This is a genomic window from Gordonibacter sp. An230 (assembly GCF_002159915.1).
Classification (GTDB): Bacteria; Actinomycetota; Coriobacteriia; order Coriobacteriales; family Eggerthellaceae; genus Rubneribacter.
Map to the genome: position 1 here is coordinate 222145 of NZ_NFJP01000001.1, position 24222 is coordinate 246366.

At 63.0% G+C, this 24222-nt stretch carries 18 protein-coding genes; 3 read left to right on the plus strand and 15 right to left on the minus strand.

Features of this window, described 5'->3' with window-relative positions; translation table 11 throughout:
• Window positions 1-77 precede the first annotated feature (77 nt).
• The 4 genes from B5F40_RS00805 to B5F40_RS00815 form a co-directional block, all read right to left on the minus strand.
• Window positions 78-1421 carry a hypothetical protein gene (locus tag B5F40_RS00805; protein ID WP_239442825.1) on the minus strand — a complete coding sequence of 448 codons (1344 nt, stop codon included), beginning with the start codon at window positions 1419-1421 and terminating at the stop codon, window positions 78-80.
• Complete coding sequence (locus B5F40_RS00810; protein ID WP_087192474.1) at window positions 1405-2589, minus strand: acyl-CoA dehydratase activase-related protein; 1185 nt, start codon at window positions 2587-2589, stop codon at window positions 1405-1407. The genes B5F40_RS00805 and B5F40_RS00810 overlap by 17 nt, the downstream gene beginning before the upstream one ends.
• Window positions 2590-3313: 724 nt before the next feature.
• Window positions 3314-3463, minus strand: coding sequence for a DUF5679 domain-containing protein (locus B5F40_RS16380; RefSeq protein ID WP_204217282.1), 150 nt, complete (start codon window positions 3461-3463; stop codon window positions 3314-3316).
• Between the two features lie 167 nt (window positions 3464-3630).
• A complete protein-coding gene (locus B5F40_RS00815) occupies window positions 3631-5037 on the minus strand; it encodes an FAD-dependent oxidoreductase (RefSeq protein ID WP_087192475.1) in 1407 nt (468 codons plus the stop codon).
• Between the two features lie 496 nt (window positions 5038-5533).
• On the opposite strand from B5F40_RS00815, the gene B5F40_RS00820 reads away from it, so the two are divergent.
• The gene (locus tag B5F40_RS00820) at window positions 5534-5962 is read left to right on the plus strand and encodes a universal stress protein (protein WP_087192476.1); all 429 of its coding nucleotides are present in this window, start codon (window positions 5534-5536) and stop codon (window positions 5960-5962) included.
• 662 nt (window positions 5963-6624) lie between these two features.
• Here B5F40_RS00820 and B5F40_RS00825 read toward each other — a convergent pair.
• From B5F40_RS00825 to B5F40_RS00870, 10 genes are all read right to left on the minus strand, one after another.
• Window positions 6625-7041, minus strand: a complete 417-nt coding sequence (locus tag B5F40_RS00825; protein WP_087192477.1) for a DUF3958 family protein — start codon at window positions 7039-7041, stop codon at window positions 6625-6627.
• 35 nt (window positions 7042-7076) lie between these two features.
• The gene (locus B5F40_RS16785) at window positions 7077-7202 is read right to left on the minus strand and encodes a hypothetical protein (RefSeq protein ID WP_255396397.1); all 126 of its coding nucleotides are present in this window, start codon (window positions 7200-7202) and stop codon (window positions 7077-7079) included.
• Window positions 7199-8041 (minus strand): hypothetical protein, encoded by an 843-nt coding sequence (locus B5F40_RS00830; protein ID WP_087192478.1) that lies wholly within the window; start codon window positions 8039-8041, stop codon window positions 7199-7201. The genes B5F40_RS16785 and B5F40_RS00830 overlap by 4 nt, the downstream gene beginning before the upstream one ends.
• The gene (locus tag B5F40_RS00835; protein WP_087192479.1) at window positions 8038-9675 is read right to left on the minus strand and encodes a DUF4474 domain-containing protein; all 1638 of its coding nucleotides are present in this window, start codon (window positions 9673-9675) and stop codon (window positions 8038-8040) included. Before B5F40_RS00835 ends, B5F40_RS00830 begins: the two co-directional genes overlap by 4 nt.
• A 9-nt stretch (window positions 9676-9684) precedes the next feature.
• Window positions 9685-9957, minus strand: a complete 273-nt coding sequence (locus B5F40_RS00840; protein ID WP_162610834.1) for a TIGR04197 family type VII secretion effector — start codon at window positions 9955-9957, stop codon at window positions 9685-9687.
• 581 nt (window positions 9958-10538) lie between these two features.
• A complete protein-coding gene (locus B5F40_RS00845) occupies window positions 10539-12185 on the minus strand; it encodes an FAD-dependent oxidoreductase (protein WP_087192481.1) in 1647 nt (548 codons plus the stop codon).
• 223 nt (window positions 12186-12408) lie between these two features.
• The gene (locus B5F40_RS00850) at window positions 12409-13953 is read right to left on the minus strand and encodes a helix-turn-helix transcriptional regulator (RefSeq protein WP_087192482.1); all 1545 of its coding nucleotides are present in this window, start codon (window positions 13951-13953) and stop codon (window positions 12409-12411) included.
• A 758-nt stretch (window positions 13954-14711) separates the two neighbouring features.
• Complete coding sequence (locus tag B5F40_RS00855) at window positions 14712-15563, minus strand: TrmH family RNA methyltransferase (RefSeq protein WP_087192483.1); 852 nt, start codon at window positions 15561-15563, stop codon at window positions 14712-14714.
• A complete protein-coding gene (locus B5F40_RS00860; protein ID WP_087192484.1) occupies window positions 15560-16213 on the minus strand; it encodes a cysteine hydrolase family protein in 654 nt (217 codons plus the stop codon). Before B5F40_RS00860 ends, B5F40_RS00855 begins: the two co-directional genes overlap by 4 nt.
• 2188 nt (window positions 16214-18401) lie before the next feature.
• Window positions 18402-20060, minus strand: coding sequence for an FAD-dependent oxidoreductase (locus tag B5F40_RS00870; protein WP_162610843.1), 1659 nt, complete (start codon window positions 20058-20060; stop codon window positions 18402-18404).
• A 250-nt stretch (window positions 20061-20310) separates the two neighbouring features.
• Here B5F40_RS00870 and B5F40_RS00875 point away from each other — a divergent pair, with 250 nt between their 5' ends.
• Window positions 20311-21759: a response regulator transcription factor gene (locus B5F40_RS00875; protein ID WP_162610835.1), complete on the plus strand. Its 1449-nt coding sequence runs from the start codon at window positions 20311-20313 to the stop codon at window positions 21757-21759.
• 182 nt (window positions 21760-21941) lie between these two features.
• Here the strand turns inward: B5F40_RS00875 and B5F40_RS00880 are convergent, their stop codons facing one another.
• A complete protein-coding gene (locus B5F40_RS00880) occupies window positions 21942-22439 on the minus strand; it encodes a hypothetical protein (RefSeq protein WP_239442826.1) in 498 nt (165 codons plus the stop codon).
• 246 nt (window positions 22440-22685) lie between these two features.
• On the opposite strand from B5F40_RS00880, the gene B5F40_RS00885 reads away from it, so the two are divergent.
• Window positions 22686-24185 (plus strand): helix-turn-helix transcriptional regulator, encoded by a 1500-nt coding sequence (locus tag B5F40_RS00885; protein WP_087192487.1) that lies wholly within the window; start codon window positions 22686-22688, stop codon window positions 24183-24185.
• Window positions 24186-24222 lie beyond the last annotated feature (37 nt).

Sequence of the window (24222 nt, forward strand, 5' to 3'; positions counted from 1 at the left end):
CGGGCTTTCGCAGCGGTCTTGGGCGTCGATTCCGTTCCCACCGAGGTCGTTGTCCGGACGAGCCGTCCTCTGCTCTGTCATCTCGTCTTCTCCTTCTTCATGGCCAGCATGTCGTAGAACGCTTCGAGGCGCGTGTCCAGGCCGGTGTCGCTGGTCTGCGAATCGTAGCTGAGGTAGAGCAAGGGCATGCCCGTGTCGCGGCCGATGCGCTGCAACACCGGCACGCAGTCCACCTCGGGCGTGCAGCCCGACGATTTCACGTGCACTACGCCGTCGAATCCCTCCTGCGCGTAGCGTAGCGCAGAGGCGATGGTGAGGCTTGACGTGGGCCCCATGTTGTAGGTCACGTAGTCGGCGATGCTGGCGCGCAGGTTGCGCTCGTTGTGGCGCAGGTTGCGGTTCGTCATGGTGAGCGATCGGTGCAGTTCCACGCCCATTGCCAGCAGCTTGCGCTCGAGATCGAGGTTGCTGGTGGGGTCGGCTGCGGTGAAGTACTCGCCCACAATGCCCACGCGGACGGGCTGCGCGGGTTTGCGCACCGGCAGCGCTCGCAGCGCATCGAGTCCTCGGCGCTGCGCTTCGGCGATGTCGCGCTCGCAGGTAGCCTCGCGCATGTCGGCGAAGTAAGCCTCGCGTGCGCGCTCGAACGATCCCGGCTCAACTTCGAATCCGGCGTTTGCCAGATAGAAGTCGTTCGCCTCGTCCAGGCATTCGATCATTTTGAACACGGCCAGCATGTTGCGAGCGCCATGCGGAACCGACACGTTCGGGTTCACCTTCTTCTTGCAGATCGAGATGTACTCGGTCAGTGGCTTGCCCGTCACCGTAGCGAAGTTCAGCATCTCGAACTCGTAGCCCATGTCGCGCAGGATGGACTCCTGCAGCTCGCCGTAATAGCCCAAACGGCACGGGCCCGCGAATTGAACGAGAACGTCAGCGCCCAGCTCGAGCGCCTCGATGTAATCGCCCAAGATGTGCTTGAAGGGTGCGCACACCATGTCGCTTGAGTGGCGCGATCCCAGCTCGATGGTGCGTCGCGTGGGTTTCGGCAGTGCGACGAAGTCGGCGTCCAACACGTGCTCTACGAAGAACTTGAACGCGATGTCGTAGTAGCTGTAGCGGAAGAACGCCACGCGCGTACGGGCGTGGCGGTCGCGCTTGGCCGACCGCTCCCGCCGGGGTCGTGACGGCAGCAGCTTGAACGGGCCTCGTCCGCCGTCTCCCAGCACCACGCGGGCGCCGCGCACCTCGTCGGTGCTACGCGCATCGCCGACGGTGCGCAGGGGGTCCACGCGCTCTCGGGGGTGCTCTGCCGCACGGCCGGAAGCGGAGATAGGTTCTGGTTCGGCAGTGTGGGCGGTTGCGGGGCTCGGCGTGCGGTTTGATGCGGGCTCGGGCATGCGGTCAGTCGTCTGCGGCATGGACATAGCCCCCTTTCCTCTGGTAGCGCAGGATGTCAACGAAGCTTTCCACACGCGTTTCCAGTCCGGCTGTGCCGCTTTGCGCGTCTATGGTGAGATTCAGGATGGGCTTTCCCTGGATGCAGCGCACGATGGCGTCGTCGGTCATCGAGTCGGGGCCGCAGGGGAAGGCGCTCACGAGCACGATCCCGTCCACACGCTCGTGCAGAAGCATGAGCGAGCCCACCAGCTCGCGGTTCACGATCCATGGCAGCGTGTTTGAAAAGCCGAAGCTGGCTTGCAGGGCACGTTTGCGATCCGTTTCGTCGGTGAACAGGACGGTGGCGCCCATTCGCTCGAGCAGGTCGACGAGGGCGCCGCCCAGATACGGGTCGTGCGCCACGTAAGGATGGGCGGCAAGCAGGATGCCCAAGGGCTCTTTCGACGCACGGACGCGACCTTTGTTAAACGCTGCGCGCGCGTTGGCGGCGGCGGCCATGCGCGGACCTGCCCCGCCTCCGCCGATCATGGCGGTTGGGCCGTTCGCCCGTGCTGCGCCGGCCTCGCCTTCTGCATTGTGCGATGTCGAGGTCGTGGATCTGCCGATGTGGGCGGCTTCGCGGGCGCGTTCGAGCGTGGTGAGCGCCCTCATCTGGCGTGCCACTGCGAAGCGCTCGGCTTGCGTTTGCGCGTGGGCTGCCGCTTTCCAAGCGCGCTTCGCTTCACGTGGACCGATGCCGAGTTGCGAGGCGACGCCGATGAGGGCCTCCTTCATGCCCGTTTTCTCTTCCCGCTCGTTCACCAAGCACGACAGCACGCGCACATGCTTGTCGGCAAACGTGTTGGCGACAAGGTCGGGCAGTGCTTGGAACTTCGTGCAGAATCCGCGATGCAGCCCCACGTTGGCGATGCTCGGCACGAACACCGCGTCGCATGCGCCTGACTCCAGAAGCGCTGCTACGTGCCCCAGGTACGCTTTCGAGGCGAGACAGCACTCGTCGTTTGAGAGCGCGTCGCCCCGTGCAACCGTGCCTTTGTCGGTGGGCTCGCTCAGCACCACTTCGCATCCGAGCGATTCGAAGAACGCCGTCCACAGAGAGCCGTACCGATAGAACAGGAGCGCGCGCGGCATGCCGATGCGCCGCACCCCCTCGTGCGTCGCTTTGTTGGGAAACACTGGCGATCCCATGCGTTTCGTCGTCCTCCGTCCTCGCGTTTGCCCGCGACTTCTTAGCATAGCACGCCCGCAATGCGGGCACGGCGGGCTGCATCGTTTCTCCGTGAGGGCGCCTGCGGCGCGAGGTTGCGAAAGGCGTGGTTGAACTGCGAATACGCATTGGCGTTTGACCGTTGCTCGTCGAAAGGATGCGCGAAGGGCGCGTTGCCGGAGTGGCGTACGGCGGGATCGGTGGGATTTCGAAGATGGCGAGATGATCGGCGGAGGTCTTCGATGCGGACGCTCCGACTGCCAAGCGGGTCAAACGTTCTTTTCCGTGCCCTGTCGCGACGGCTTGTCGGCGGTCGTCGAAGAGCGATCCATGAAGGTGCGGGCGGTTCGAAGGCTCCTGCCGACCTTGGGGGGGGGACCGCAAAGCGGCTCGCTCGTGCGTCAGGACGGCACGCGGACTCAACGTTGTTCGGCAGATGCTGCCGATTCAAGGGCGCGCCGATGCCGAGGATGCTCGAAAGGTTCGAGGGGCCGCCCGTGGACCCTCTTTTGCAATGGCGCGACGATGCTTTCAGGGAGGGCTCTGCTGCCGGAGGCGTCGGGCCGAAACCGCGTGTCGGCTTCGCGAGCGCGTCCGTCTCGGAGACTTTTCGCGGCCGGGCCGCACGAGCGTGCCGAGCTCCGTCGTCCTGCGTTCTTTCGGAGACGACGTCCCAGGCGCAGGCTTCCTCCTCCGCCGTTGAGGTTATTGGATGGTGCCGATCCTGCAGATCGTGCTTCCGCAATCGGGGCACGAGCCCTTCGTGATGGGCTTGCCGTTCTTCGTCGTGCCCTCGACGGGGTCTTTCATCGTCTTCCTCTCCTTGCACTTCATGCAATAGGCTTCGATGCTCATGTTCTTTTCCTCCTTAGCCTTTAATATCCTTCGCGTCGTTTTCGACGTTTCCGCGCTCTCGCGAAGAGTTCTGCGTCAATGCTTCGAAACGGGCTTTGCGCCCGACGCAAACGCCGAAAGGGCGTTTGCCGTCCGCGCGAGGTGGCGCGGCGGGTTCTCCCGGGTCGTTACGAAGGATCGCCCAGGGCGGCGAACAGGTTGTTGAACGCCTCGGTCATGGAGGGATGCGTGAACACCGCGTCGCGCAGCGCGGTCGCGGGCATGCGCGCGTCCATGACGATCTTTACGAGATTGACCAGCTCCTGGGCGTCTTCGCAGAACAAGTCCATGCCCAACACGAGGTCGGATCGCGCATCGACCACAGCCTTCATCAGGCCCGTTTCCTCTTGCAAGATGCTCGCTTGCGAGATGCTTTTCGAGGGCAGCGTGGCTGTGCGCACGGAGAACCCGGCGTCATGAGCCTCGCGGGCGGTCATGCCGATGCGGGCGAAGGGAGGATGGACGAACGTGCAGCGGGGAATGGCGCCGCGGTTCTCGGTGGTTCGCGCGCCGTCGCCCAGCACGTCGTCGCGCACGATGCGGAAATCGTCGTAGGCGACGTAGGTGAACTGCATGCCTCCAGTGCAATCGCCCATGGCCCACACGTTAGGCGCGCTCGTGCGCAGATGCTCGTCCACCACGATGCCGCCATGCTCGCTGCGTGCGATACCGGCGGCCTCCAGGTTGAGGTCGTCTGTGTTCGGTGTGCGCCCAATGGCGATGAGCACCGCGTGAGCGGGGAGGAGCAATTCGCGGCGGGTGCCCGCATCGCGTTCGCCGTCCTGTCCGTTGATGCGCGCGTGCACGAGTACGCGATCATGTTCGTCGTCGATGCGCTCGACCTCCGCATTGCAGATGATCTCGATGTCGCGCTCTTCTAGGCTGGCGCGCACAGCGCTCGACGTCTGCTCGTCCTCGTCCTCGAGGACGGATGGTCCGTGCTGCAGCACGGTCACTTGCGCGCCGAAATCGGCGTACATTGAGGCGAACTCAAGTCCGACGAACCCTCCGCCGACGATGATCAGCTGACGTGGCAACGTCCGTACCTCGATGAGCGAGCTGCTCACGTAGACGCGGGGGCTGTCGATGCCGGGGATGGATGGCAGCCTCGGCACCGAGCCGCTGTCGATGAACATGCGATCGGCTGAAATCCGGCGCTTTCCGCCGTCTGCGGCGACGACAAGTTGACGCGGCCCTGAAAACGAGGCGTGCCCCATGACGATGCTCACGGTGTCGCGGTCGGCAAGCGAGCGGTAGTTGCGTTCGCGTGCCTTTGCGCGCATGCGGTCCATACGCTCGACTGCCGCTTCGTAGCGCTGCTCTTGCTGTATGATCGAGCCGCCCTCGGCCGCAGATAGGCGCGCCGATTGAACGAGGGCTTTCGTGGGGATGCAGGCGTTGTTCACGCAGGCGCCGCCGAACATAGCATCGGAACGTTCGACGACGGCAACCTTCTGCCCTGCGTCGGCAAGCGCTGCGCCGAGCGCTCGTCCGGCCGTTCCGAATCCGATGACAGCCGCATCGTAATGCTCCATGGGTTCGTCCTTCCGCTTGGGGGGGGGGTGACGTTCGCATCGAGGTGCGAACGCCGCGTATCATGGTAGGAGGAAGCATGAACGGGTGCGTCTGCGTACGAAAACCGCGCTGTAGCGGTAAGGGATCCGTGGGAAAAACGTTGCCGAAGAACCTGCTCTCGCCCCTTTCGCGAAGGCGCACGCGGTTCGCTTTTTTTCGACGGCGTGGTTGAGAGGGGTTGGTCTTTTGCGGGTGACGCAGTTGCCCGCTCGCGTCTAGAAGGATGCGCGCAAGTCATACGACGCGTGTTTCAGCGGTAAAAGGACCTTCGCCGCGATCTGCGAGAATCAACAGGATGGGCATAGGTTGGGCAACGTGCTCGCCGCTTTTCGTTTCCTCCGTGGCCAGCCGCCTTCAAAAGTCCTATACTAAAGATGCGAAATCGAAGTGCGCAGGTGCTAGATTTGCATTGAGGCGGTGCGGTCCCGCCCGCCTCGGTCGACAAGGAGGCAGAGAATGGCTGTGAACAAGCTGCTCGTTGCGTTCGACGAATCCGAGGGCGCGAAGCGTGCGCTCGAAATGGCGGCTGGTCTGATCGAACCGAACCCTGACGCCCGCATGGACATCGTGTACGTGGTTCCCATCCCGCTGCTCGATGAAAGCCAGATGACCAGCTTCAAGGAGATCCTTGACATGATGATTTCCGACGGTGAGGACCTTCTGGCCAACGCTGCCAAAGACTTGGGGCCTGTGGCCGAGCGCACCGACTCGCTGCTTCTGACGGGCACGAACCCCGCAACCGAGATCATCAAGCTCATCGATCAACGCGACTACGATTTGGTGGTGGTGGGCAACCGTGGTCTGAGCGGTTTCAAGGAGTACTTGGGCAGCGTGAGCCATAAGCTACTGCATGCCTCGAAGATTCCCGTTCTCGTGGTGAAGTAGAGCGCGGCGAAGGGGCGGGGGCGCTGCCAATCCCGTCACCTGCCGGGCTGCCATGGTGCCCGGTCGCGCGGTCGTGCCCGGTGCCCTCGCTGACCTTAGAGCGGGCAAGCTTGCCCATGCTGAGTCAAGATCGACACGGGTCCTCGTCCGTTCGACCTTGGCCAGCCCCTTCGAGGCTAGGACCGGCGGAAGGCCTTCGTTGGGCGAAGGGGCCGTGCGCGGTGCCAGCGTTGCCGCGCGCGGTGGGCTGGCCGGGCATGGGTCGCTGGCGGTTTGGCGGGTGTGCGAGCGCGGGCCTGACAACTCTTAGCGCACGGGCTGCTTTTCGTGGCGGAAAATGACGGAAAACCGCCCTTCAGAAGGGGCTTCGGCATGGGGGCGGCGTGGCTCGTCGTTTTACCTATTCAGCGCATTGGCTTGTTTTCATTTGGGCGAAAGTCGGTGTGCGCGAACGCGGTTTTCCATCATTTCCTGCCACGGATCACGCTTTTCGCGCCTAGCTCTGCTGACGTACATCCGCCTGTCTTCGTGCAGATCTCTGCCCGTCGCTCTTTCGAAGGGGGTCGAACAGGGACAGCGCTAGGTTTCCGGCATTTTCCGTCGAACCGGACTGCGAGAGAGGCCGGAGCGTCCGTCCGTTTGTCTTGCATTGCCGCCAATGCCTACCAACGCATGTCGTTGCGCTGGGAGTTTGATGTCGAGTTCTCGGATTCCTGTCGGCGGCGTTCCAACGCTATGCGTTCGGCATGGCACTCGTTCTCTTCCTGCTCAAGTGCGCGTAACTGACGGGCGAATTCCTCGGGTTCTTCGAGTAAAATCCCATTGACCTGTTCTGAAAGCAAGCCGACGCTGTCGTGTCCTGCGATCGCCCGTGCGTTTAAGGAGGGGTCGGCGGGCCATCGCTCGGCCACTTCATCGATGGCTCGTCTCATGCGTCTGAGACCCCATTCGAGGGTTTCTCCGATATCGACGATGTCCTTTTGCAGGGCGGTGATGTCTTCGCGTTTGCGTTGCAGCTCGGCGATTCGCTTATCGAGGCGTTCGCGTTCTGCCGCATAGGCTGGAGAAAGGTGCTCCATGTCTCTCGCTTCCTTTTTGCTTCGCAGGGATGATTCTAGAAGGGCTTGTCCTCCGGCGTCGGCACCGGCATCGCGAGCTCGCCCTCTTCGTTCATCCTGCACCCTCCCGTCGCCACCGCCGCCGCGAGCGCGAACGCCGCCACCGCCGCGCGCCGGCTCATCCCTCCGGCACCTCCCCGGAACCGGCGGCCTCCTCCTCTGCGGCGCCCTCGGCGGCGAGCTCGTCCCGTCTGGGCCAGGACCGCTTCTCCCCTCTGATCTTGTCGATAACCCGCTCCTCGCTCAGGCGGTGCTCGGTGTGCGCCTCGAACCGGTAGATGAAAAGCTCCCACTCGCTCTGGGAGGGGTCGTAGGCGCGGACGTCCATCCAGAACCCCACGTCGTAGAGCGAGTCGAGGGCCTTCTTGACCTCGGCGGCCTGCTCCTCCTCCGATCCGCCCGCCGGGTAGAGCGAGACGTCCACCCAGGGGTCGAGGAGGCTTGTGCCCCCCATGTACTCCTCGAGGGAGTCGCCCTCCCGCCACACGCGCGCCTCCCGCAGCGGCGCGAGCTCCGCCTCGAAGGAGCCCTGGAAGCCCGACCCCGCGATCGCCTCTCCGCAGCGCCGCTCGACCTCGTCCTTGAACAGGTACTGCGCGTAGTCGTCCTGGACGTCTCCCCGCGCGCTCACGTCGGCCCTGAACACCTTGGAAGGGTCGGAGGCGGGGGCGTACTCGGCGAGGAAGACGAATGGGACCTCCCCGTCGTAGAGCCAGTCGACCGCGCGCGGCCCGTCGCCGACGAGGGCGAACTCCTCTCCGTAGCGCTCGCGCAGCCCCTGGTCGAGCGCCTCGCGCGCCTCCTCCTCCGACCTCACGGTCAGGGAGTCGATGTGCGTTTGCTTCATCTCCTCCGGCGTCGGCACCGGCATCACGAGCTCGCCCTCTTCGTTCATCCTGCACCCTCCCGTCGCCACCGCCGCCGCGAGCGCGAGCGCCGCCACCGCCGCGCGCCGGCTCATGATTGCTCCCATTCTACCGTGAGCGCATCTCCGCTTTCGGAGACCTTGATGCCGTCATCGATCAAGGCCTCTTTCATGGCATCGCGCAGACCGTCGTCCTCGATGAACAGTTCACCCTCGACGCGAAGATCCTCTTTCAGGTAGTTTTTATCTTTCGAAACCGCGGCGTAGTTCCAGTAATGCGTTCCGTTTTTCGCATAATCTGCGGTATCGTTCTCCAAGATCACGTTGCCGCTCTTGTCGCGAATTCTCATCACCATGCGTATCTGATCCTCTTCGGAGAACAGCGAGTCGTAGTTGATGAAGAGGTTGTCCACCTCGCTTGCGGTGAGCGAGTCCACGCGGGACGCGTACTCCTCGAGGTCCTTCGCATGGTACGGGCGCGCCTGCGCCTCGCTGAGGGGGCGGGCGTACAGGCCGATCTCCCCTCCGCAGAAAAGTCCCGCCATATACTCGCCATCCCACCGCTGCAAGCGGTACTCCCTGTCGCCGTACACGAACACCGTCGTATCCGTGTCGATGTTCATGCCGGCGAGCTTCGCTGCGTAATCGTACAGGTCGCTGAAGCCTCCGCGCGCCTGGAAGCTGGTGGGCTGGTCGAGCGAGGTGAGCTTGCCGTCTTGGAAGGTGAAGGAGAGCAGGTCGCTGACAAAGGGGATGGACTCGCCGTCTAGCACCTTCGAAAGCTCGTTGATAATGCCTTCGAGCGAGAGGCCCAGGTGATCTTCTGCGGCGTTTTTCGCTGTTCGGGCGAAGTCTTTCTCAGTTTGGAACACCTGATCGCCGTACATGATCATCAAATACGCGACGACGTACTTCTCCTCCGGCGTGAGATCCGCTTCGAGTGCCCCCACGTCGGCGTCGTCGAGGTACTTCGCCAGCCGCGCAAGCAGTTCTGCCGTCTTTGCGGCCGCCTCCTTCTTGATGCCAACGATGCGGCCTTTCTCATCGAGGTCGAAGTACTCTTCCAAGGTTGCGCGGTTGCGCTGCGTCCAATACGCTTTGACAAGCGCCTCGACCCATGAGCGATCTTTGGTGGGCGCCCAGCCCGACCCCGTCCAAGCGGCGGCGATCGAGGAAAGCCCCTGCGCCACATTGGTCAGCACTCCTTCGGCTTCGGTGAACAGGAGAGCCGTACGCGTCTCCACCTCGTCGATGCGGGCAATCTTCTGCCGCAGGACTTCCTGCATTGCTGAGAAGTTGTCTATGGCAAGGTTGAGGTTCGCTACCATTATGCTCGTCCAGCCTCCGACGAAGCCGTTCCACAGGGGGTTGCGCATGCGTTCCGAGAGGTCGGCGATGGCGTCGCGGCAATAGCGCTTCTGGTCTTCGAGCTGCTCGATTTGGAACAGCAGATCGTTCTCGTCAAGCACCTCAAATCCTGCGGATCTGACGAGGGTTTCGCAGTCGCTTTCAATGGAGAGGAGCACGGCTTCGATGCCGGCCATGACAACCGTGTAATCGCTCATCTGCTGTTTCGCCGACCGCCATCCTGCGCTGTCGAGGTGCGGGTTGTCGCAGAGCGCCGTGATGGTCGAGGATGCTGGGGGAAAGTGCTCCCGGCACGAAGAGCACGACGCGCACAAGCGAGCGGAAAGGGCGTCAAGTTCTGCCGGATCGATGCGACGTCCCATGGCCGCCTCCTATCCGAAATTTCGTGCGGACTGCGCGTCAGCTTCTTCGAACAGCTGCGCGCTTTGCCCGATGCGGGCTGCGTCGGCCTCGAGCGACGACCGCAGCTGTACGATCGACGATGCCGTTGCGGCGTGGATGCGGGAGGCGCGTTCCGAGGCCGTCAACGTGGTGGAGACGCCGAATTCAACAGCGCTCAGCTCGAGCGTATACGATGCCGAGGAGATGCTCGATTCGGCCGATCTTGCTGCCTCGCTGTTGCTTCGGATGGTTTCCTCTGCCATGATCCGCGCCTCGCATGATGAGTTGATGGATGCTCGCATTCTAGCATAATTGTGCCTGATTTTATACTGGTACTTTCCTGGTAATATTTTAAAATTGCAGGTGATAGAAGGGTTGCTCTAAACCAGGAGGATGAAAATCGAGCAAAGCCTCGTCTATTCGGCGGCATTTTTAAAGCGCGTCGCAGGAGCGATCGTTCCTTGCCGAGGCGCGCGACAGGGAGCTTTTGCCTGCGCGATAGCCCTTCGCTGCTCGCCCAAGACACGGTACGCTTTGAAAGGGTCGTGATTGCCCCTGCATGCAAGATGTCCTTCGCTGTATTGACGCCGAAGGGTCTTGGGCGCACGGCGGTTGGCTTGCGCCGCATGCTCGCATGGTTGTCGCCCGCGTGCTCGAAAGCTCGCCGACGGCATTGCGGGTTTGAAGCGGTTTCGCATACGCAGAAGGGCCCTTCGGCGAGGGGCCCTTCTGAGCGAACAGGGCGAAAGAGCGCATAGGGCTTGCAAGGCCGATCGGGCCACTTGCTCGTGCCAGACGCGTCCAAGGAGGCGTGGGGCGCACGAGGCGTGTCCGGCTGACCGCCCTACAGCCCAGCGGATTCGAGTGCCGACTGCGCGGCGATGCGACCGGTGACGGTGCCCATGCACAGCGACGCGCCGCTCACCGCGTAGCGCAGGTAGAACAGCTCGGCGTTGCCAAGGGTGCCGCCGGCGTACAGGCCGGGCACGGGCTGGCGGTTCTCGTCAAGAACTTCGGCTTTCGTGCTGATGGCGAGCGCGCCGAACGAGTCGTTCGTGTTCGGCGTGATCTGAATGGCGTAGAAGGGGGCCTGCGTCAGCGCCTGCAGGTCTTCGGGCTTCTTGTGGAAATCGGTGTCCTCGCCGGCTTCGCACAGGGCGTTGTACCTCTCGACGGTTTTCGCGAGCGGATAGCTGGGCAGGCCCGCTTCCTCAGCGAGTTCCTCGATGGTGTCTGCCGTATTCACGACGCCCTTCTCCACGCCTTTCTTGACAAGTTCCAGGCGCTTGTCGGGAAGCTGCGAGTCGCAGATGATGAAGAACTTCTTGCGCCCGCTCTGCACGAAGGGCGTGAAGTAGTCGAACTGGCTGGTCATGGATTCGTTTGCGCAGCGGTAGCCCAGGTCGGTGACGAACACGCCGGTGCTCACCATGCGCAGCGAGCTCAGTTCGTCGTTGAGCGGCAGCGGATCATGGCCCACCAGGTGGATCTGCGACAGGCCGCCTTTGAGCAGCACCATCGCGCCCGCCTGTCGAGCCAGCTCGATGCCGTCGCCGGTGTTGCCGGGGCTTGAGAACGTGTGCCAGCCCACCGCGCCGGGAGCGTAGAGCTCCTTCGACCAATCCTGCCCGTCGAAGCCGCCGCACGCCAGCATGACGGCTTTCGCGTTGATGATGTACTCGGTGGAACCCTGGCGCGCCTTCACGCCGGCCGCGGCTCTTCCGTCCATGATCACCTCGACGGCGCGTGTCTCCATCATGAGCTCGACGCCGTTCTTCTCGGCCTCGGCGATGAGGTTGTCCACCAGCCCTTTGCCGCCGGTGGTGGACAGCATGGAGCGGTCGGTGGCGCCTTCCTCGGGCTTCTTGTCGAAATCGCAGCCCAACTCGACGAGCCAATCCATGGCCTCGCCACCGTGCTCGGCCACCAGGCGGCAGATGTCCATGTTGGCGTCCCCGTCGGACTGGTCGAAGTAAAACTGGGCGACCTCCTCGGGCGTGCCGTAGTCGGTGTAGCCCAGATCGTCCTGCTTCTTCGATCCGCAGCAGTAGAAGTTGCCGGAGCAGATGGACGAGTCGCCGCCGGTGACGGTGTGCTTTTCAAGTACGATCACCTTGGCGCCCGCACGCGAGGCCTCCACGGCCGCGCTCATGCCGGCGATGCCGCTGCCCACTACCACGAGGTCGGCTTCCTTGGCCTCCTGCTTGTCGGCCGGTTTCTCCGCTGCGGCCTGGATGGTATCGGGAGCCTCCTCAGATGCGGAGGAGCCGCCGTTCGCGTCGCTTCGCTCTTCGGCGCTCGAGCCCGTGGCGGAGGTATCGCTCGCGTCTTTGCTTGTCTGCGGCGCGCATGCGGCGAGGCTTCCTCCGGCCACGAAGGCGGCCGATGCGCCAAGGCCCAGCACGAAGGCGCGGCGGCTCAGGCCCGGGCGCGCGGCACTTTCGGGGCGCGCAGCGTGCTTGTCTGCTTGCTTGTTCCCCTGATTGGTCATGTGGTCTCCTCCCTTTCGGAAAACGGAATGCGGTTGGCTGAGCGCAACCCCTCTTTCGGAGCGGCCCGGCCTACGGGAGGCATCATCGGTGAGAGTCGGCGCGTTCGTCAGCCCCAAAGTGGGTGGGCGGGGTTTACGGGCGCGCGTTTCGGCGTTTTCGCGCGACCCTCCACTCTGGGTGGTTTCTCGGTGCGACGCCTTAATTTCTGACGTTGAACTGGGGTTATGATTGACTTCGCCGCTCGAACAATTCCACGCGGTCGAGAAGGTCCTGCTTGTCTTTTGCGTCGCTTTTCTGGTAGATGTTACGGATGTATCCTTTAACGGTGTTTGGCGACAGATCCAACTCTGCAGCGATGTAGGTGCGCGTGCGGCCTTGGGCAAGAAGCACGAGCACGTCCGCTTCGCGCGGAGTGAGGCCGTGATGCTCGGCAAAGCGGCGCAGCAAGCCGGTTTGCAATGCGAGGATGTCGGAGGTCGAAACGGGTGCTACGGTTGGGGTTGAGCCGACGGGTTTCATCGAAGCGGTCGTGGCGTCGGTCGGGGCCGACGCGGCGGCGGGTTCGCGTTCCTCGTTCGGCATCGAAGCGGATTGTGCGCGGCGCCTCTCGATCCGCGCGGTCAGTACCGGGCTGAGAGCCAGGACGAACAGTGACACAAGCGACACGAGCGCAAGTCCTCCAGCTGGCTCCTCCCGCGCCAACACGAACGAGCCGAACAGCACTCCCGCCAAGATGAGCGATCCAGAAATCGCCAACGTTGCGCCCAGATACACCCAAACGGACGCGCGGTCGCGTTCGCCCAGCAGACACACGGAGATGCGGGCGTTCATCCCCGTCAGATAAAACGCCATGAACACCAGCGTGGTGGCTATCACATGCAACTCGGGAGAGGTGATGAACGGCAGTGCCACGAGCGCGAGCGCTACGACGGGGAACAATATGTTGTACAGGTCGCTTGCCGCGAAGGCCTTTTTGCGCCGTGCCGCGTGCGCCAGCATGGCCACGGCGGCCGTCAGGATGCCTGCGACCGCTTGTGCTTCGATGGGCATGGCGCCCTCCGCTTTCGTGGCGACTTGGCTCACCGTGCCGAATGCAAACGAGAACACCGCCAGGTATGACACGGCTTTCACGAAATCGCTCACGCTGCCTCGCAAAAAGCCTGTGCGCTCATCGGTTTCCTCGAGCGTTTGCCGCTGCATAAGCGGCACCGCTGAGACGATGACAATGGCGAGGGCGAACAGGATCTCGGTCGCTCCCGAGGCGTAGAAGATGAGCGCCGCTATGCCTCCTCCGCACAGAAAGGCGAATGGGACCGTGCGTGCGAGCGAAAGCTGACCGTTTTCGTGGAATGTCGTGATACGCGCCATCCAGCCTAATTCGGTTGTTGCCAGTCCATAGCCAATGGCTCCGGAAGCCAAGAACGCGTACGACCAACCGCCTTCGATGACGCCGGTCGTGCGCCCCAGCATGAGGAGGTTGCCGATGAAGACCGCCGCGCACGCTCCGGCCATGCGCAATCGGCGACTCCGCGTGTGGCGGGACGGACGTGCGAGCGAGGTGAGTGCGGTGAGCGCCATTGTGAGCGAGTACGCGAGGAAGAACAGGGCTCCGAACGCGTCGCCTGCGCCGTGGGACAGGCTCATCTCCTGCAAAAATGTGCTTGAGATCATGAGAGGGAACGTGAGGCCGCATATGATGCCGTAGCCGACGGCGCTCGCCCCCTGCGTGCGCTGCCTGTCGTGGGCGCTTGCCGAGCCTTCGTCCATAGTGCTTCCTTTCGTGGTTGCCCATCGTATTCTACCAGCCCCTTTTCCAAGTGTGGTAGGGGTTTCGAGTCCGTGCTTCAGGCGTTTCCTCGAGAGGGTCGCATAGCGCGACAAGGAATGAGGCGGCGCTTCGCTCTCGGAAGGCTTGCAGTTCCTTGTCGCTTTGGGGTCGTCGCCGTTTTCCGTTCTCTGCCGGGCCGCTGTGACGCATGAGGCTCGGCGGCTTTGGCGGGTGTGCGAGCGAGCGCGGATCTGGCAGCTCTTGGCGCGCTGGCGGGCGCTTTTCGCGGCGGGAAATGACGGAAAACTGCGTTCGCGCTGGACGCCTTCTGCTCGACCAAAAACAAGTCGATGCGCTTGCCAGGGAAAAGGGCCGTCTCTCCGTTTTCTCGCCGCAGCCTTTTCCGGATGGCGGTTTTCCGTCATTTCCTGCCACGGATCGCCGCTTTCGTTCCGTTGCCTCTTATCTCCGCAGTCAGTTGAGTGACGTTGGCCAAGAGGCTGATGGGTCTGCCGAAACGTCGATTGGCGAAGCCGAGGTGCCGACGGAGCGGTTGAAGCGTCGATCGATGAGCCGATCCACTTGCTTGTCGTTCTGCCTGGTGATGGGCATCTTGCAAAACGCGGCTTGCATGCCAGCTTGTGTTGGGCTCGCAAGCGACCATGCCGCTTCGGGGCACGGTCGCTCGCGAACTCCTCCCTCCTTCTGTCTGAGGGAAAACGCGTCGCAAACGGTGCCGGCCGGCTTTTCGGCGCCCCTACGCTCTCAGCTGCCAGAAAGCCACGGCGCTCGCGGCCGCCACGTTGAGGGAGTCCACGCCGCGGGCCATGGGGATGCGAGCGGTGTAGTCGCAGCGCGCAATCGTATCGTGCGCGAGGCCGTCGCCTTCGGTGCCCAGCACGATGGCCAAGCGCTCTTCGGCGTTGAGGGCGGGGTCGTCGAGGGGCACGGACTCGTCGGTCAGCGCCATGGCCACCGTTTTGAACCCGAGCGCGTGCAGAAGCGGAACGCCCTCGGCTGCCCAGCCGCTTGCGCTTGTCGCGCGAGTCTCTCCCTCCGTTCCGATGCGCGTCCACGGCACTTGGAACACGGTCCCCATCGACACGCGGACAGCCCGACGGTACAACGGGTCGTAGCAGGCTGGCGTCACGAGCACGGCATCCACGCCAAGCGCCGCAGCCGAGCGGAAAATGGCGCCCACGTTCGTGTGGTTCGTGATGTCCTCCAGCACGGTTATGCGCCGCGCGCCGCGCACAACTTCGGCGACGCTGGGCAGGGGCGGGCGACGGAACGCGCCGAGCGCCCCGCGCGTCAGTTCGAAACCCGTAAGCTTCGCCAATTCGTCGTGAGGGGCCACGAACACGGGCACCTCGTCGCCCCATCGCGCGGCCACCTCGTCGATGAGCGGTTGCATCGGGGAAAGCCATTTCGCTTCCATGAGCAGCGACAGCGGTTCCATGCCGCCTGCGAGAGCGCGTTCGATCACCTTGCCGGATTCTGCGATGAACAACGCTCGCTCAGGTTCCAACTTGCTGCGCAGCTGCGCTTCGGTCAGCCGTGCGTACGCGTCGAGCCGCGGGTCGTCGAGCGAAAAGATCTCAACGATCATCGAGACGTTCCTTGACTGGCGTGGCATGCTGCGCGGGCTTCGGCCGCGATGTCGGGGACGTCGGCAAGTCCTCGCTCGCAGAATGCATCGCAGGAGAGGATGTAAGCGCCCACATGGCGCATGTCCTCGATGTTGGCGGCTTGCACTTGAGGCGTGCGCGACGACGTGCAGTCTTCTACGACGACCACGTTGTAGTCGAGCGAAAGCGCGTCGTAGCAGGTGGTGCGGATGCAGTTGGGCGTCGTAGTGCCTGCGAGAACCACCGTGCTCACGCCCATGCGTCGCAGAACGAGGTCGAGCTGCGTGCCGAAGAACGCCGAGAAACGCGGTTTGACGATCACTCGGTCGCTCCCTTGGGGCGCGAGCGGTTCCATTTCTGCCAGCGATCGCGGGCTCGCGCACGCGCGCGAGAGCGGCTTGCCACCTGCAATCCAAGTGGCGCGACGCGTGGTTTCAACATCGGAGCCGTCCTCGGCATACTCGCGTATGATGTGAAACACGGGCATGCCCGCTTTGCGCGCCTTGTCAAGCGCGCGCGAGCATGCGGGCACTGTGGCGGCTGCTCCGGCCACGCACAACGCTGAGGACGGGTCGACGAAGCCGTGCTGCATGTCGATGATGAGGAACGCAGCGGCGTTTGGACGTATCATGGGATGCTCCTTCGGGCTATCTCAAACCGGTTCTTATGGAAGTCAACGAGGTTGTCGCCCTTCGTGTCGCGAGTGCTCGGCGTATGTGGAGCTGCGGTCGATGAATGGGTGATCGGCCAGCTCCCGGCGGTCGAGCGGGATGGAGAAGCGGCTCGAGCCTTCGAACACAGCTTGTACCGATAGGTGCGACAGCAGCTTCGCGCTCGTGGCGCGCTTCGAAACGTGTTCGATCCTGCGCGCGTGGGTGCGGCTCGCTTTGCGACGAGGCCGAGCGGGCTGCGGATGAGCCGCATGTGAAACGCGCACGATGTCGGGTGCATCGTGGTGGCGCATTCCGCATCGAGGAACAGCACGAGCGCGTCGCCCGTAGCAGCCGCGTCGACGTCGAGCGACAGGCCTGGTTTGCATGCGCGCGCCTCGGCGGACGACTTCCCTGATCCAAAGAATGCGACGACGCTGCGGTTTCCCCGGTCGCTGACGCGCTCTATCCTCATCGCGCCCTCCGGCATCATCCTCGTGCACGTGGGGGCATTGCCCATGCGGCACGGTCGATCCTTCGGGAAACGCGCTCATGCGGGCGCCGAGGCAGGAGGGCAAGGCTTTGAGGTCTTCCGCATTGGCGCCATCGAAGTGGTGCGAACGGCCGATGAACGGCAGATGAAGGCCGGGCGTGGTTATGCGTTTCCTCCTCTCTTCTCTCTTCGTTTTGCAAATGCAACGTGAATCTCGGTGCCAGTATCGTAGGGTGGAAGGCGCCATGCAAGGGAAACCGCGCACGCGTTCGGCGAAAGCGCGCCATGCGTTGCGGATGGTAGGTGGAGTGCGCATCGGGCGCGCAAGCGGCCGGCGCGTTCAGCGACCGCGTCAGCGAGGCGAATGTCGAGCATGCGGCACGTACGATGGGCGCGTGAATGTCGGCCTTTCGTTGTCGGTTCCGTCTGCCGAGCGGTGGTTATCGCGGGCGGATGCTGTGAGCAGCGATGCGGGAGGATGCTTGAGGCGCTGCACGGTCGTTTCCGGGTTTCGCGATGTGTCGTGGGCCAAATGCCGCTGCGAAACCTGTCGTGCGTTGCGAGCCATTGCGAGTTGCGCTTTGCGCGGGTCGTTGCAGGCCATGAGGCATCGAGTGCTTCGAAGAAAACGAGGGCGGTTGACCGCAGGGTGGCGAGGTCGAAGGCTCTGGAGGCCATGCGGTGGCGCATGACGCTTGCGCGCGTTGTGCGAGAACGACGAGGGAAGGGGCTTCACGTGAATGCGATGCCCTGCTTTAAATGCGAGCGAACGGCTGGATGCGTGGGCTGTGCTGGTGCGGTCGGCGTGCGCGGTGAGAAAGCTCTCGTGGGCTCGATCACAAGACGATTTGGTCTCGAGCCCGCCTGTGCGCGAGCTCGACAGACGTTCCGGATCATGATGCGGAGGCCATGCCGGAGCGGCGACGAGTGCATTCGTGGGCAGTGGCTACGTGTGGCGGAGAGCGCGTTTGCCTATCGGCTGCGCGCATCGCATGGCCGGCGGCGAAGCGTGCGAGAGACAAGGGGCGCTGCCTTTCCTGCCGAACGGGGGATGCGGCAAATGGCTTCTGATGGGCGGGTGCGTCTGGCCTGCGACCGTTGTTGCGCAGATGGGCATGCTCGGATTCTGTCGCATGCGTGGTCTACTGCTGCGCTTTGCGCAACGCTTGCCAACCCGAAAGGAGCGGAGTATGCTGCGCGCACGAGCTGTCCAAAGTGGCATAGATCGCGTCTTGTGCATAGATTTTTGTTCGAAAAACGCTATGAAGACGGATAGGATGAATTTTCATCTGGGAAAACTCTGGAAAAGGCGACCGAGAGCGCGTCGGAACCTGTGCACAAGACGCGATCAGTGCCAATTCGGGATCGCTCCGCTGTTAAACCAAGATCGGCGGAGGTCGTGCAAGCCTTCCGAGAAAAGTCCCGCCGACGTTTATGAGGGCTTCTCGTCCAAAAAAGACCTGCTATTTAAAGTCAAAAAAAGGTCCCTGCCTTGCCCGGTCGCAAGGAGGTTTGATCCACAATTCGATGCCGCCGATTCGTGTCGGTTTCGATTTGGCGGCGGGGCCAAGGTTCGGGCTCCTGCGCCTATTCGAGCTTCCGGCGATCTTTTCGCCAATTGCCGGGGTCGGACATGCATCGTGGGTCCGACCCCGGCGACGTGGGGCATGCGGCGATTACGCGATGCCTAGCGCGTGTCGCGCGGCGCGGTAGGCCATTGTTCCGCCTGGGCACAGCGTGGCTCCTCCGCCGAGGTAGGCGCCGCCTGCGATGGACGCCGTGCAGTTGCCACATGCGTATAGCCCGGCGATCACCTCGCCGTCGTTGTCAACGACTTGGGCGTTCTCATTGATTTTGACGCCTCCTGCGGTGCCGGTCATGGCGGGCAGGTACACTGCACCGTAAAACGGCGGCGTCTCAAGCGGGCCGATCATCGGGTTTGCGAGGTCGGGTCGGTCGATGTTTTTGAGCCATGCGCTCTTGCTCGACTCCTTCTCGCCACGATGGTAGTCCTCGTCCACGCCGGTTTGCGCGTAGCCGTTGAACTTCGCCACTTCGGCCGCTAGCCCGGCCGCGTCGATGCCGAGCTTCTCCGCAAGTTCTTCAACGGAGTCGGCCGATGCGAACCACGATGCATCCTTTTTGTCCATGCCGGGAAGGTCGTACGTTTCGGCGTAGGTCGCGTCGCAGATGAAGAAGGCGGGGACGTTCTCGTAGGATAGCGTGTCGGAGCTGTAGTTCTGCATGCTCATGTTGAAGACGGGGTATGTGGCCGACTCGTCGCCGAAACGACGGCCTCGGCTGTTCACGATCATGCTGTTCGGATAGCCGCGGTAGCGGTTGAAGTCGTTGCCCTCGATGTCGAATTGCACCAGCGCCGAGGGGTCGAACTCGTCGGGCTTTCCAGGGAAGAAGTTCGGCATGGCCCAGACGAAGCTCATCAATCCGAGCTTTGCGTTGATGCGACTGGCGGCGCGATGGCCGTCGCCGGTGTTCGTTTGCGCGGCGTTCGTGTAGAAGATGGGCGCGGGAAGGTTCTCGCGCGTCATGACGGGATCGTGGTCGAATCCGCCGGTGCCCATCAGCACCGCACCTGCTTTGATGTTGACCTCTTTGCTTCCTTGGAGCGCTTTGACGCCGATGACGCCGCCCTCGGCGTCGGTGTAGAACTCGCTCAAGGCTGTTCCCATGAGGATCTCGCAGCCGCGCTCTTGCAGTTTTGCCTGGATCGCGTTCCACACGTCTCCCGCCTTGCCGCTTTTCACCTTGGAATTGCGTCCGTAACCGAGGAACCCTTCCACGTTGTCGTAGTAGTCGTGGGCGCCTCCCACGGCGAACTCGACGCCGGTGGTGTCGCTCAGCCATTCCATCATGACGTGGGCCGTGTCCACGAATGCCTCGACCGTGGCCTGGTCGGTGCGCCCGCCGCCGCAGCCGGTGATGTAGGATATGGCGGCCTCGCGGCTGTCGTTCACGTCGACGTCGGCCTGCCACTTGTTCATAGGGGTCCAAAACCCTCCGCCCGATGTGGCGGACGTGCCGCCGAACATTCCGTCGGATTTCTCGATGAGCATGACGGAGGAGCCGTCAGCCTCGGTTGCCGCGAGAGCTCCGATAGCTGCGGTTCCCGATCCGATCACGAGGAAATCCACCTCGTGATCCCAGCTGTCGGGCGTCTGGGCGGACGAGTTGGCGTCCGCTGCGCCGTCGGGAGATGTGGGCGCGCAGGCGGCAAGTCCCAGCCCTGCGCATGCCGCGCCCGCTCCGACGAGGAATGCGCGGCGGGTGAGCCTTTGGGCGTGCTCTTGCGGTTTGCTGTGATCGACGTCTTTCATCCTTGACCTCCTTTGCTGCAGCGCATCGCGCGTAGTTCCGATTGACGGGCCGACGTCGTCTATGCGAAGATCGATGCTTGCGAAGTATCGTCTCCTCCTTGCGTTCGGACGCCGTCCCGCCGAGATCGAAGTGTGCCGCACCGTCGTGCGAAAGAGCATCGCACGCACCGTGCTAAAATCCGGCCGGACGGACGTCATCCGTTTCGAGTGAGGGGGTTTCATGTGGGGATATGCCAAAGAAGGTTCGCGCGTGGCGAGGGGGTTCGCACGGGGGATTGCGCTCGTCGTCCCTGCGGGAGCGGTTTCATTTGCGTTGACGAGGGTGTGGATGACCCTTGCGGTCAATCTTCATATTACCATCGGATCGACCGACGGCGCCGTCTCGGCCATGCAGGTGCTGGTAACCACCATCATGGTCTCGCGGTTCCTCACTGATGCCGCGCTGGTTGCCTTGGCACGGCGCGTTGCGTCGCTCGGCTCGCATCCTGTCGCGGCGATGTGCGCGGCGGCGTCGCTGAGCTTCGGCATTCTGTTCGCGACATGCGCGGCGAACGGCTGGATTCCCAGCTTCGTTTTGCTGGTGGCAGGATCGGCGCTCTGCGGCGTTGGCATCGAGTTGTTTTGGTTGTTGTGGAGCGAGTTGTTCGTGTCGATGGAGTTCGGCAAAGTTAAGACGGTCATGTTGGCCAAGATAGGAGTCGACGCTGTTTGCGCGCTGGTCATGAGCCCCATTCCCCTCGATTCGGCGTTCATGATCTTGGTGCTCCTTCCGTTTTTGTGCCTGGCCGGTTTTCGGCGGGCTTGGCTGCGGCGGGATGTGGAAGGCGCGTCCTTTCAGGCCAAGCCGTGGCGTGCCGTACTGCTCAGGCAGTTTGCTCCTATCGGCATCGGAGTGGCACTGCTGTGCTTCGGTTTCAGTTTCTCGCAAGCAGGATTCCAAAACGTGCTGTCGGGGATCGACAACACGTACGCCTTGGGCATGCAGACTTCGGTTTTGGGCCGTTTCCTCACGTTCGCGGTCATGGCGGTGGCGTTGCGGTTCGCGAAGGACTGCCATTTCGAGGTGCTGTTTCGCGTTTCCATCCTCGTCGCAGCCGTTGGCTTTCTTTCCCTCATCCTGCCGTTCGAGGGTCGGTTCGCATGTTTCTGCGTCGCGGTGATCGTGGCTTCGTTCGTGGCCGAGAACGCCATGACGCTGTTGACGGTGTACGCGGCCAAGCATGCGACGAACCCGCCTGTGCGCATCCTCGCATGCGGCCAGCTGGCTCTGCGGGCCGGTGGGCTTCTGGGCGTTGCGGCGGGCAATGTGATCGCCCTATCCATCGCGGCGGGGACGCATGAGGAGATCCTGCCTTATCTCGTGTCGCTCGAGGTGCTGTTGCTCACGTTCGCAGGTATGTACTTCATTCGCGAGCAAAGCGTCAACCGGTTTCTGTGGGAGGTCGTTCCCGCGAACGGCGGCTCGGCGGATTCGGCGTCGCGCAAGGCGGCGTTGCTGGCTGAGGCGTTCGGTCTGACGCAGCGTGAGCGGGAAGTTCTTGCCCTGCTGTTGAGGGGCCGCAGCATCCCGTACATCAAAGAGACGCTCTACATCAGCACGAACACGGCTAAGACACATGTGCGCCATATCTACCAGAAAGTGGGTGTCCACGAGCGCCAGGAGCTTATAACGCTGGCGAACGCGTTTCGCGGCGCGTGAGGCTCGCCTTCCGCTTCGTATGCGCACACGGCTTCGACGTCGTTTCGACCGGGAGGGGCTTCTCCTCGTGCCGCGCCAGCCGTAGGCGCGGGCGGCGCAGATGCTGGTCGGTGCAGCGGACGGGTCGGCGCGGGCGCCTCTCGGCGCATTCCCCGGATCCTTTTCCGCGAGCCGATTTCGCGTCACCGTCTCTGTGGGCTGGTCGTCATGTCAAGTGATACCGTGCCCTTCCGCTCGGCGACGATCAGCCAGGCGAATGCAGCAGCCATGAGGGCAAGGCCGGCCGCGTCGAAGATGACGAAGCGCTCGATGCTCGCAGCGAGCATGTCATGGCCGGCGGGTAGCCCTGCACGTATGCACGACTCGCCCACCAGGCCGATCGCTTGCTGCAAGACCGCCACTACGGCAAGGGGGCGAAACCTGCTCGGTTGCGCGATGACGGCGGGATAAGTAGCGTTCCACATAAGGAAGGCCACGCCGAGGCCCTGAACCGCGACGTTTCCGGCAACGCCCGAAAGCTCATAAGCCGCGGCGAACGACTCTGGCCACAGCACGAACGACACAGCGCATTGCACATTGATGGCGAACACGACGGCGAACGCGATGCGCACTGCGACGCATGCTGCTCTCGGAGAGCAAGAATTGACGTTCTCTCGTGCCATGACGTTCTCCCGTGTCATCGACTTCTCGCCTCCTTGGCGGTTTTGGGAAAGGGTCGCATGCTGCGTTCGCGCTTCCTGAGCGCATCTCGCGCGTATCTCGCGTTGCGCATAGTATCGCAGAAACGCGGCGTTTCCCTCATTCGACGCCTTCCGTTTTCTTCGAAGCACGCTCCTTGGTACAATGTTTTGATCGTGCCGCGATAGTCGCGAGGGGAGAAACCGAACTGGCCATTGAGGGCTTGCTGCAACGCAGGAGAAGGATCGATGGAGGAAATGCAGGGAATGCGGGGCGCGTCGGGCGAGGCTTTTCGCTTGCCCTCGCTTGCCGAAATGCGGCTCGCCATAGGGTTTGGCCTGTTCCACGGATGGCTCATCGCCATGCTCACCTACTTCGGTGTGCCCTCCTTCGGATTCGGTAGCGCGCTGCCGGCAGGGCTGTTTTTGATAGGGGGTGCGGGAGGCGCGCTTTTGGGTGCGTTCGTTTCCCAACGCCACATCCGTCTGATGTTCTTCGGCAGGGACGTGCTCCTCGTTCTTTCCTCATGCGGCCTGTTCGTCGCGGTCGCGGTTCCCGGCGTGGCCGCTTCGGCGGCGTGCTGCGTGGTGGGCGGTGTGTTGTGCGGACTTCTGCACTGTTCGTACGGTCTGGCCACCCTTGCGTTTTCCAAAGCGAGCTATGTGCGCATCATCTCGCTCGCCACGGTGGTGGCTTCGGCGGTGGCGCTGCTTTCGCTTTTGGCCGGCGTCGGCTCGTTTCCGATTGCGGCCCAAGCGGCTGTCGTGCTTGCGCTGCAGCTGCTTTCGAACCTGCTGCTCAAAGATTCGCTGGAAGGGCGTTTTGGCGGCTTTGGGGCAGGGGCGTCGCCGCCGGTTGGGGCAGCCTCGTCCAGCGTTCCGACTGGGGCGGGCTGTTCGGGTTCGGTGGGGGCGAAAGACGGGAGCACGGGGCGGTTTTTGCGCCTCATGCTGGCAGTTTTTTTGTTCGGCATCGTTTCGCGCGGATGCGATGCGTTCTCGCTTTCTAGCTATACGGGCGTATTGTTCTCGAGCCTTGCGTTGTTCTCGAGCCATATCGTGGCTGCCGTTCTTATGGTCGTGTTCGTGGGCATGAAAACGAGGAGCCGTGATTTATCGCTGTTCTATCGATTCGCGCTCCCTTGCGCGGGCGCAGGTTTCGTGTTGCTGGCGTTGCCGCTGGCCTCCGTTCCCGCTTCGTCGTTTTTCGCAGTGTTTTTGGTCGGGGTGGGCTACGAATCGATCAACCTGACTGCATGGGTTCTCACATCGTACGCCGCTAAGGTGTCCGCCGCCCCTGCCCGCTATTTCGGTCTCTACGCTGCAGTGACGTATCTGTCCATGCTTGCGGGCAAAGCGCTGAGCTATTCGCTTGCGCCCGTTGCCGGAACGGCTGCGGCTTTCGTTGGCCTGGTGTGCGTCGTAGTGCTGGTGGTGATCGCCTTCGTCGTCCTCCCTGAAGATCAGGTGCGTCTTTTCGAGGGGTCGCTGCGCCTCTCTGACGACGAGCGCGCCGAAGGGGAGGCGTTCGCCGAACGATGCCGCCTGTTCGCGGCAGCGTACGGTTTGACCGAACGCGAAACGGAAGTGATGGGGCTTTTGGCGAAGGGACGCACCCTCAGGGTGATCGCCGATCGGCTCACCATCTCGAAGGGTACGGCGGGCACGCACATCTCGAATATCTACCGCAAGACCGATGTGCACAAGCAGCAGGATCTCATCGATTTGTTCGAAGCGTTCTCGAGGTGAAGGTGCTCGCGGCATCTCGTTTTCCTCGCTTCGCCTC

Coding starts and splice junctions, on each gene's coding strand:
- B5F40_RS00835 (WP_087192479.1), bottom strand. CDS start 9,675: ATGGGACGTCGCATCGATCCGGCAGAACTTGACGCCCTTTCCGCTCGC.
- B5F40_RS00805 (WP_239442825.1), bottom strand. CDS start 1,421: ATGCCGCAGACGACTGACCGCATGCCCGAGCCCGCATCAAACCGCACG.
- B5F40_RS00820 (WP_087192476.1), top strand. CDS start 5,534: ATGGCTGTGAACAAGCTGCTCGTTGCGTTCGACGAATCCGAGGGCGCG.
- B5F40_RS00860 (WP_087192484.1), bottom strand. CDS start 16,213: ATGATACGTCCAAACGCCGCTGCGTTCCTCATCATCGACATGCAGCAC.
- B5F40_RS00815 (WP_087192475.1), bottom strand. CDS start 5,037: ATGGAGCATTACGATGCGGCTGTCATCGGATTCGGAACGGCCGGACGA.
- B5F40_RS00845 (WP_087192481.1), bottom strand. CDS start 12,185: ATGACCAATCAGGGGAACAAGCAAGCAGACAAGCACGCTGCGCGCCCC.
- B5F40_RS00885 (WP_087192487.1), top strand. CDS start 22,686: ATGGAGGAAATGCAGGGAATGCGGGGCGCGTCGGGCGAGGCTTTTCGC.
- B5F40_RS00880 (WP_239442826.1), bottom strand. CDS start 22,439: ATGACACGGGAGAACGTCATGGCACGAGAGAACGTCAATTCTTGCTCT.
- B5F40_RS16380 (WP_204217282.1), bottom strand. CDS start 3,463: ATGAGCATCGAAGCCTATTGCATGAAGTGCAAGGAGAGGAAGACGATG.
- B5F40_RS16785 (WP_255396397.1), bottom strand. CDS start 7,202: ATGAGCCGGCGCGCGGCGGTGGCGGCGTTCGCGCTCGCGGCGGCGGTG.
- B5F40_RS00850 (WP_087192482.1), bottom strand. CDS start 13,953: ATGGACGAAGGCTCGGCAAGCGCCCACGACAGGCAGCGCACGCAGGGG.
- B5F40_RS00810 (WP_087192474.1), bottom strand. CDS start 2,589: ATGGGATCGCCAGTGTTTCCCAACAAAGCGACGCACGAGGGGGTGCGG.
- B5F40_RS00870 (WP_162610843.1), bottom strand. CDS start 20,060: ATGAAAGACGTCGATCACAGCAAACCGCAAGAGCACGCCCAAAGGCTC.
- B5F40_RS00830 (WP_087192478.1), bottom strand. CDS start 8,041: ATGAGCCGGCGCGCGGCGGTGGCGGCGCTCGCGCTCGCGGCGGCGGTG.
- B5F40_RS00840 (WP_162610834.1), bottom strand. CDS start 9,957: ATGGCAGAGGAAACCATCCGAAGCAACAGCGAGGCAGCAAGATCGGCC.
- B5F40_RS00825 (WP_087192477.1), bottom strand. CDS start 7,041: ATGGAGCACCTTTCTCCAGCCTATGCGGCAGAACGCGAACGCCTCGAT.
- B5F40_RS00855 (WP_087192483.1), bottom strand. CDS start 15,563: ATGATCGTTGAGATCTTTTCGCTCGACGACCCGCGGCTCGACGCGTAC.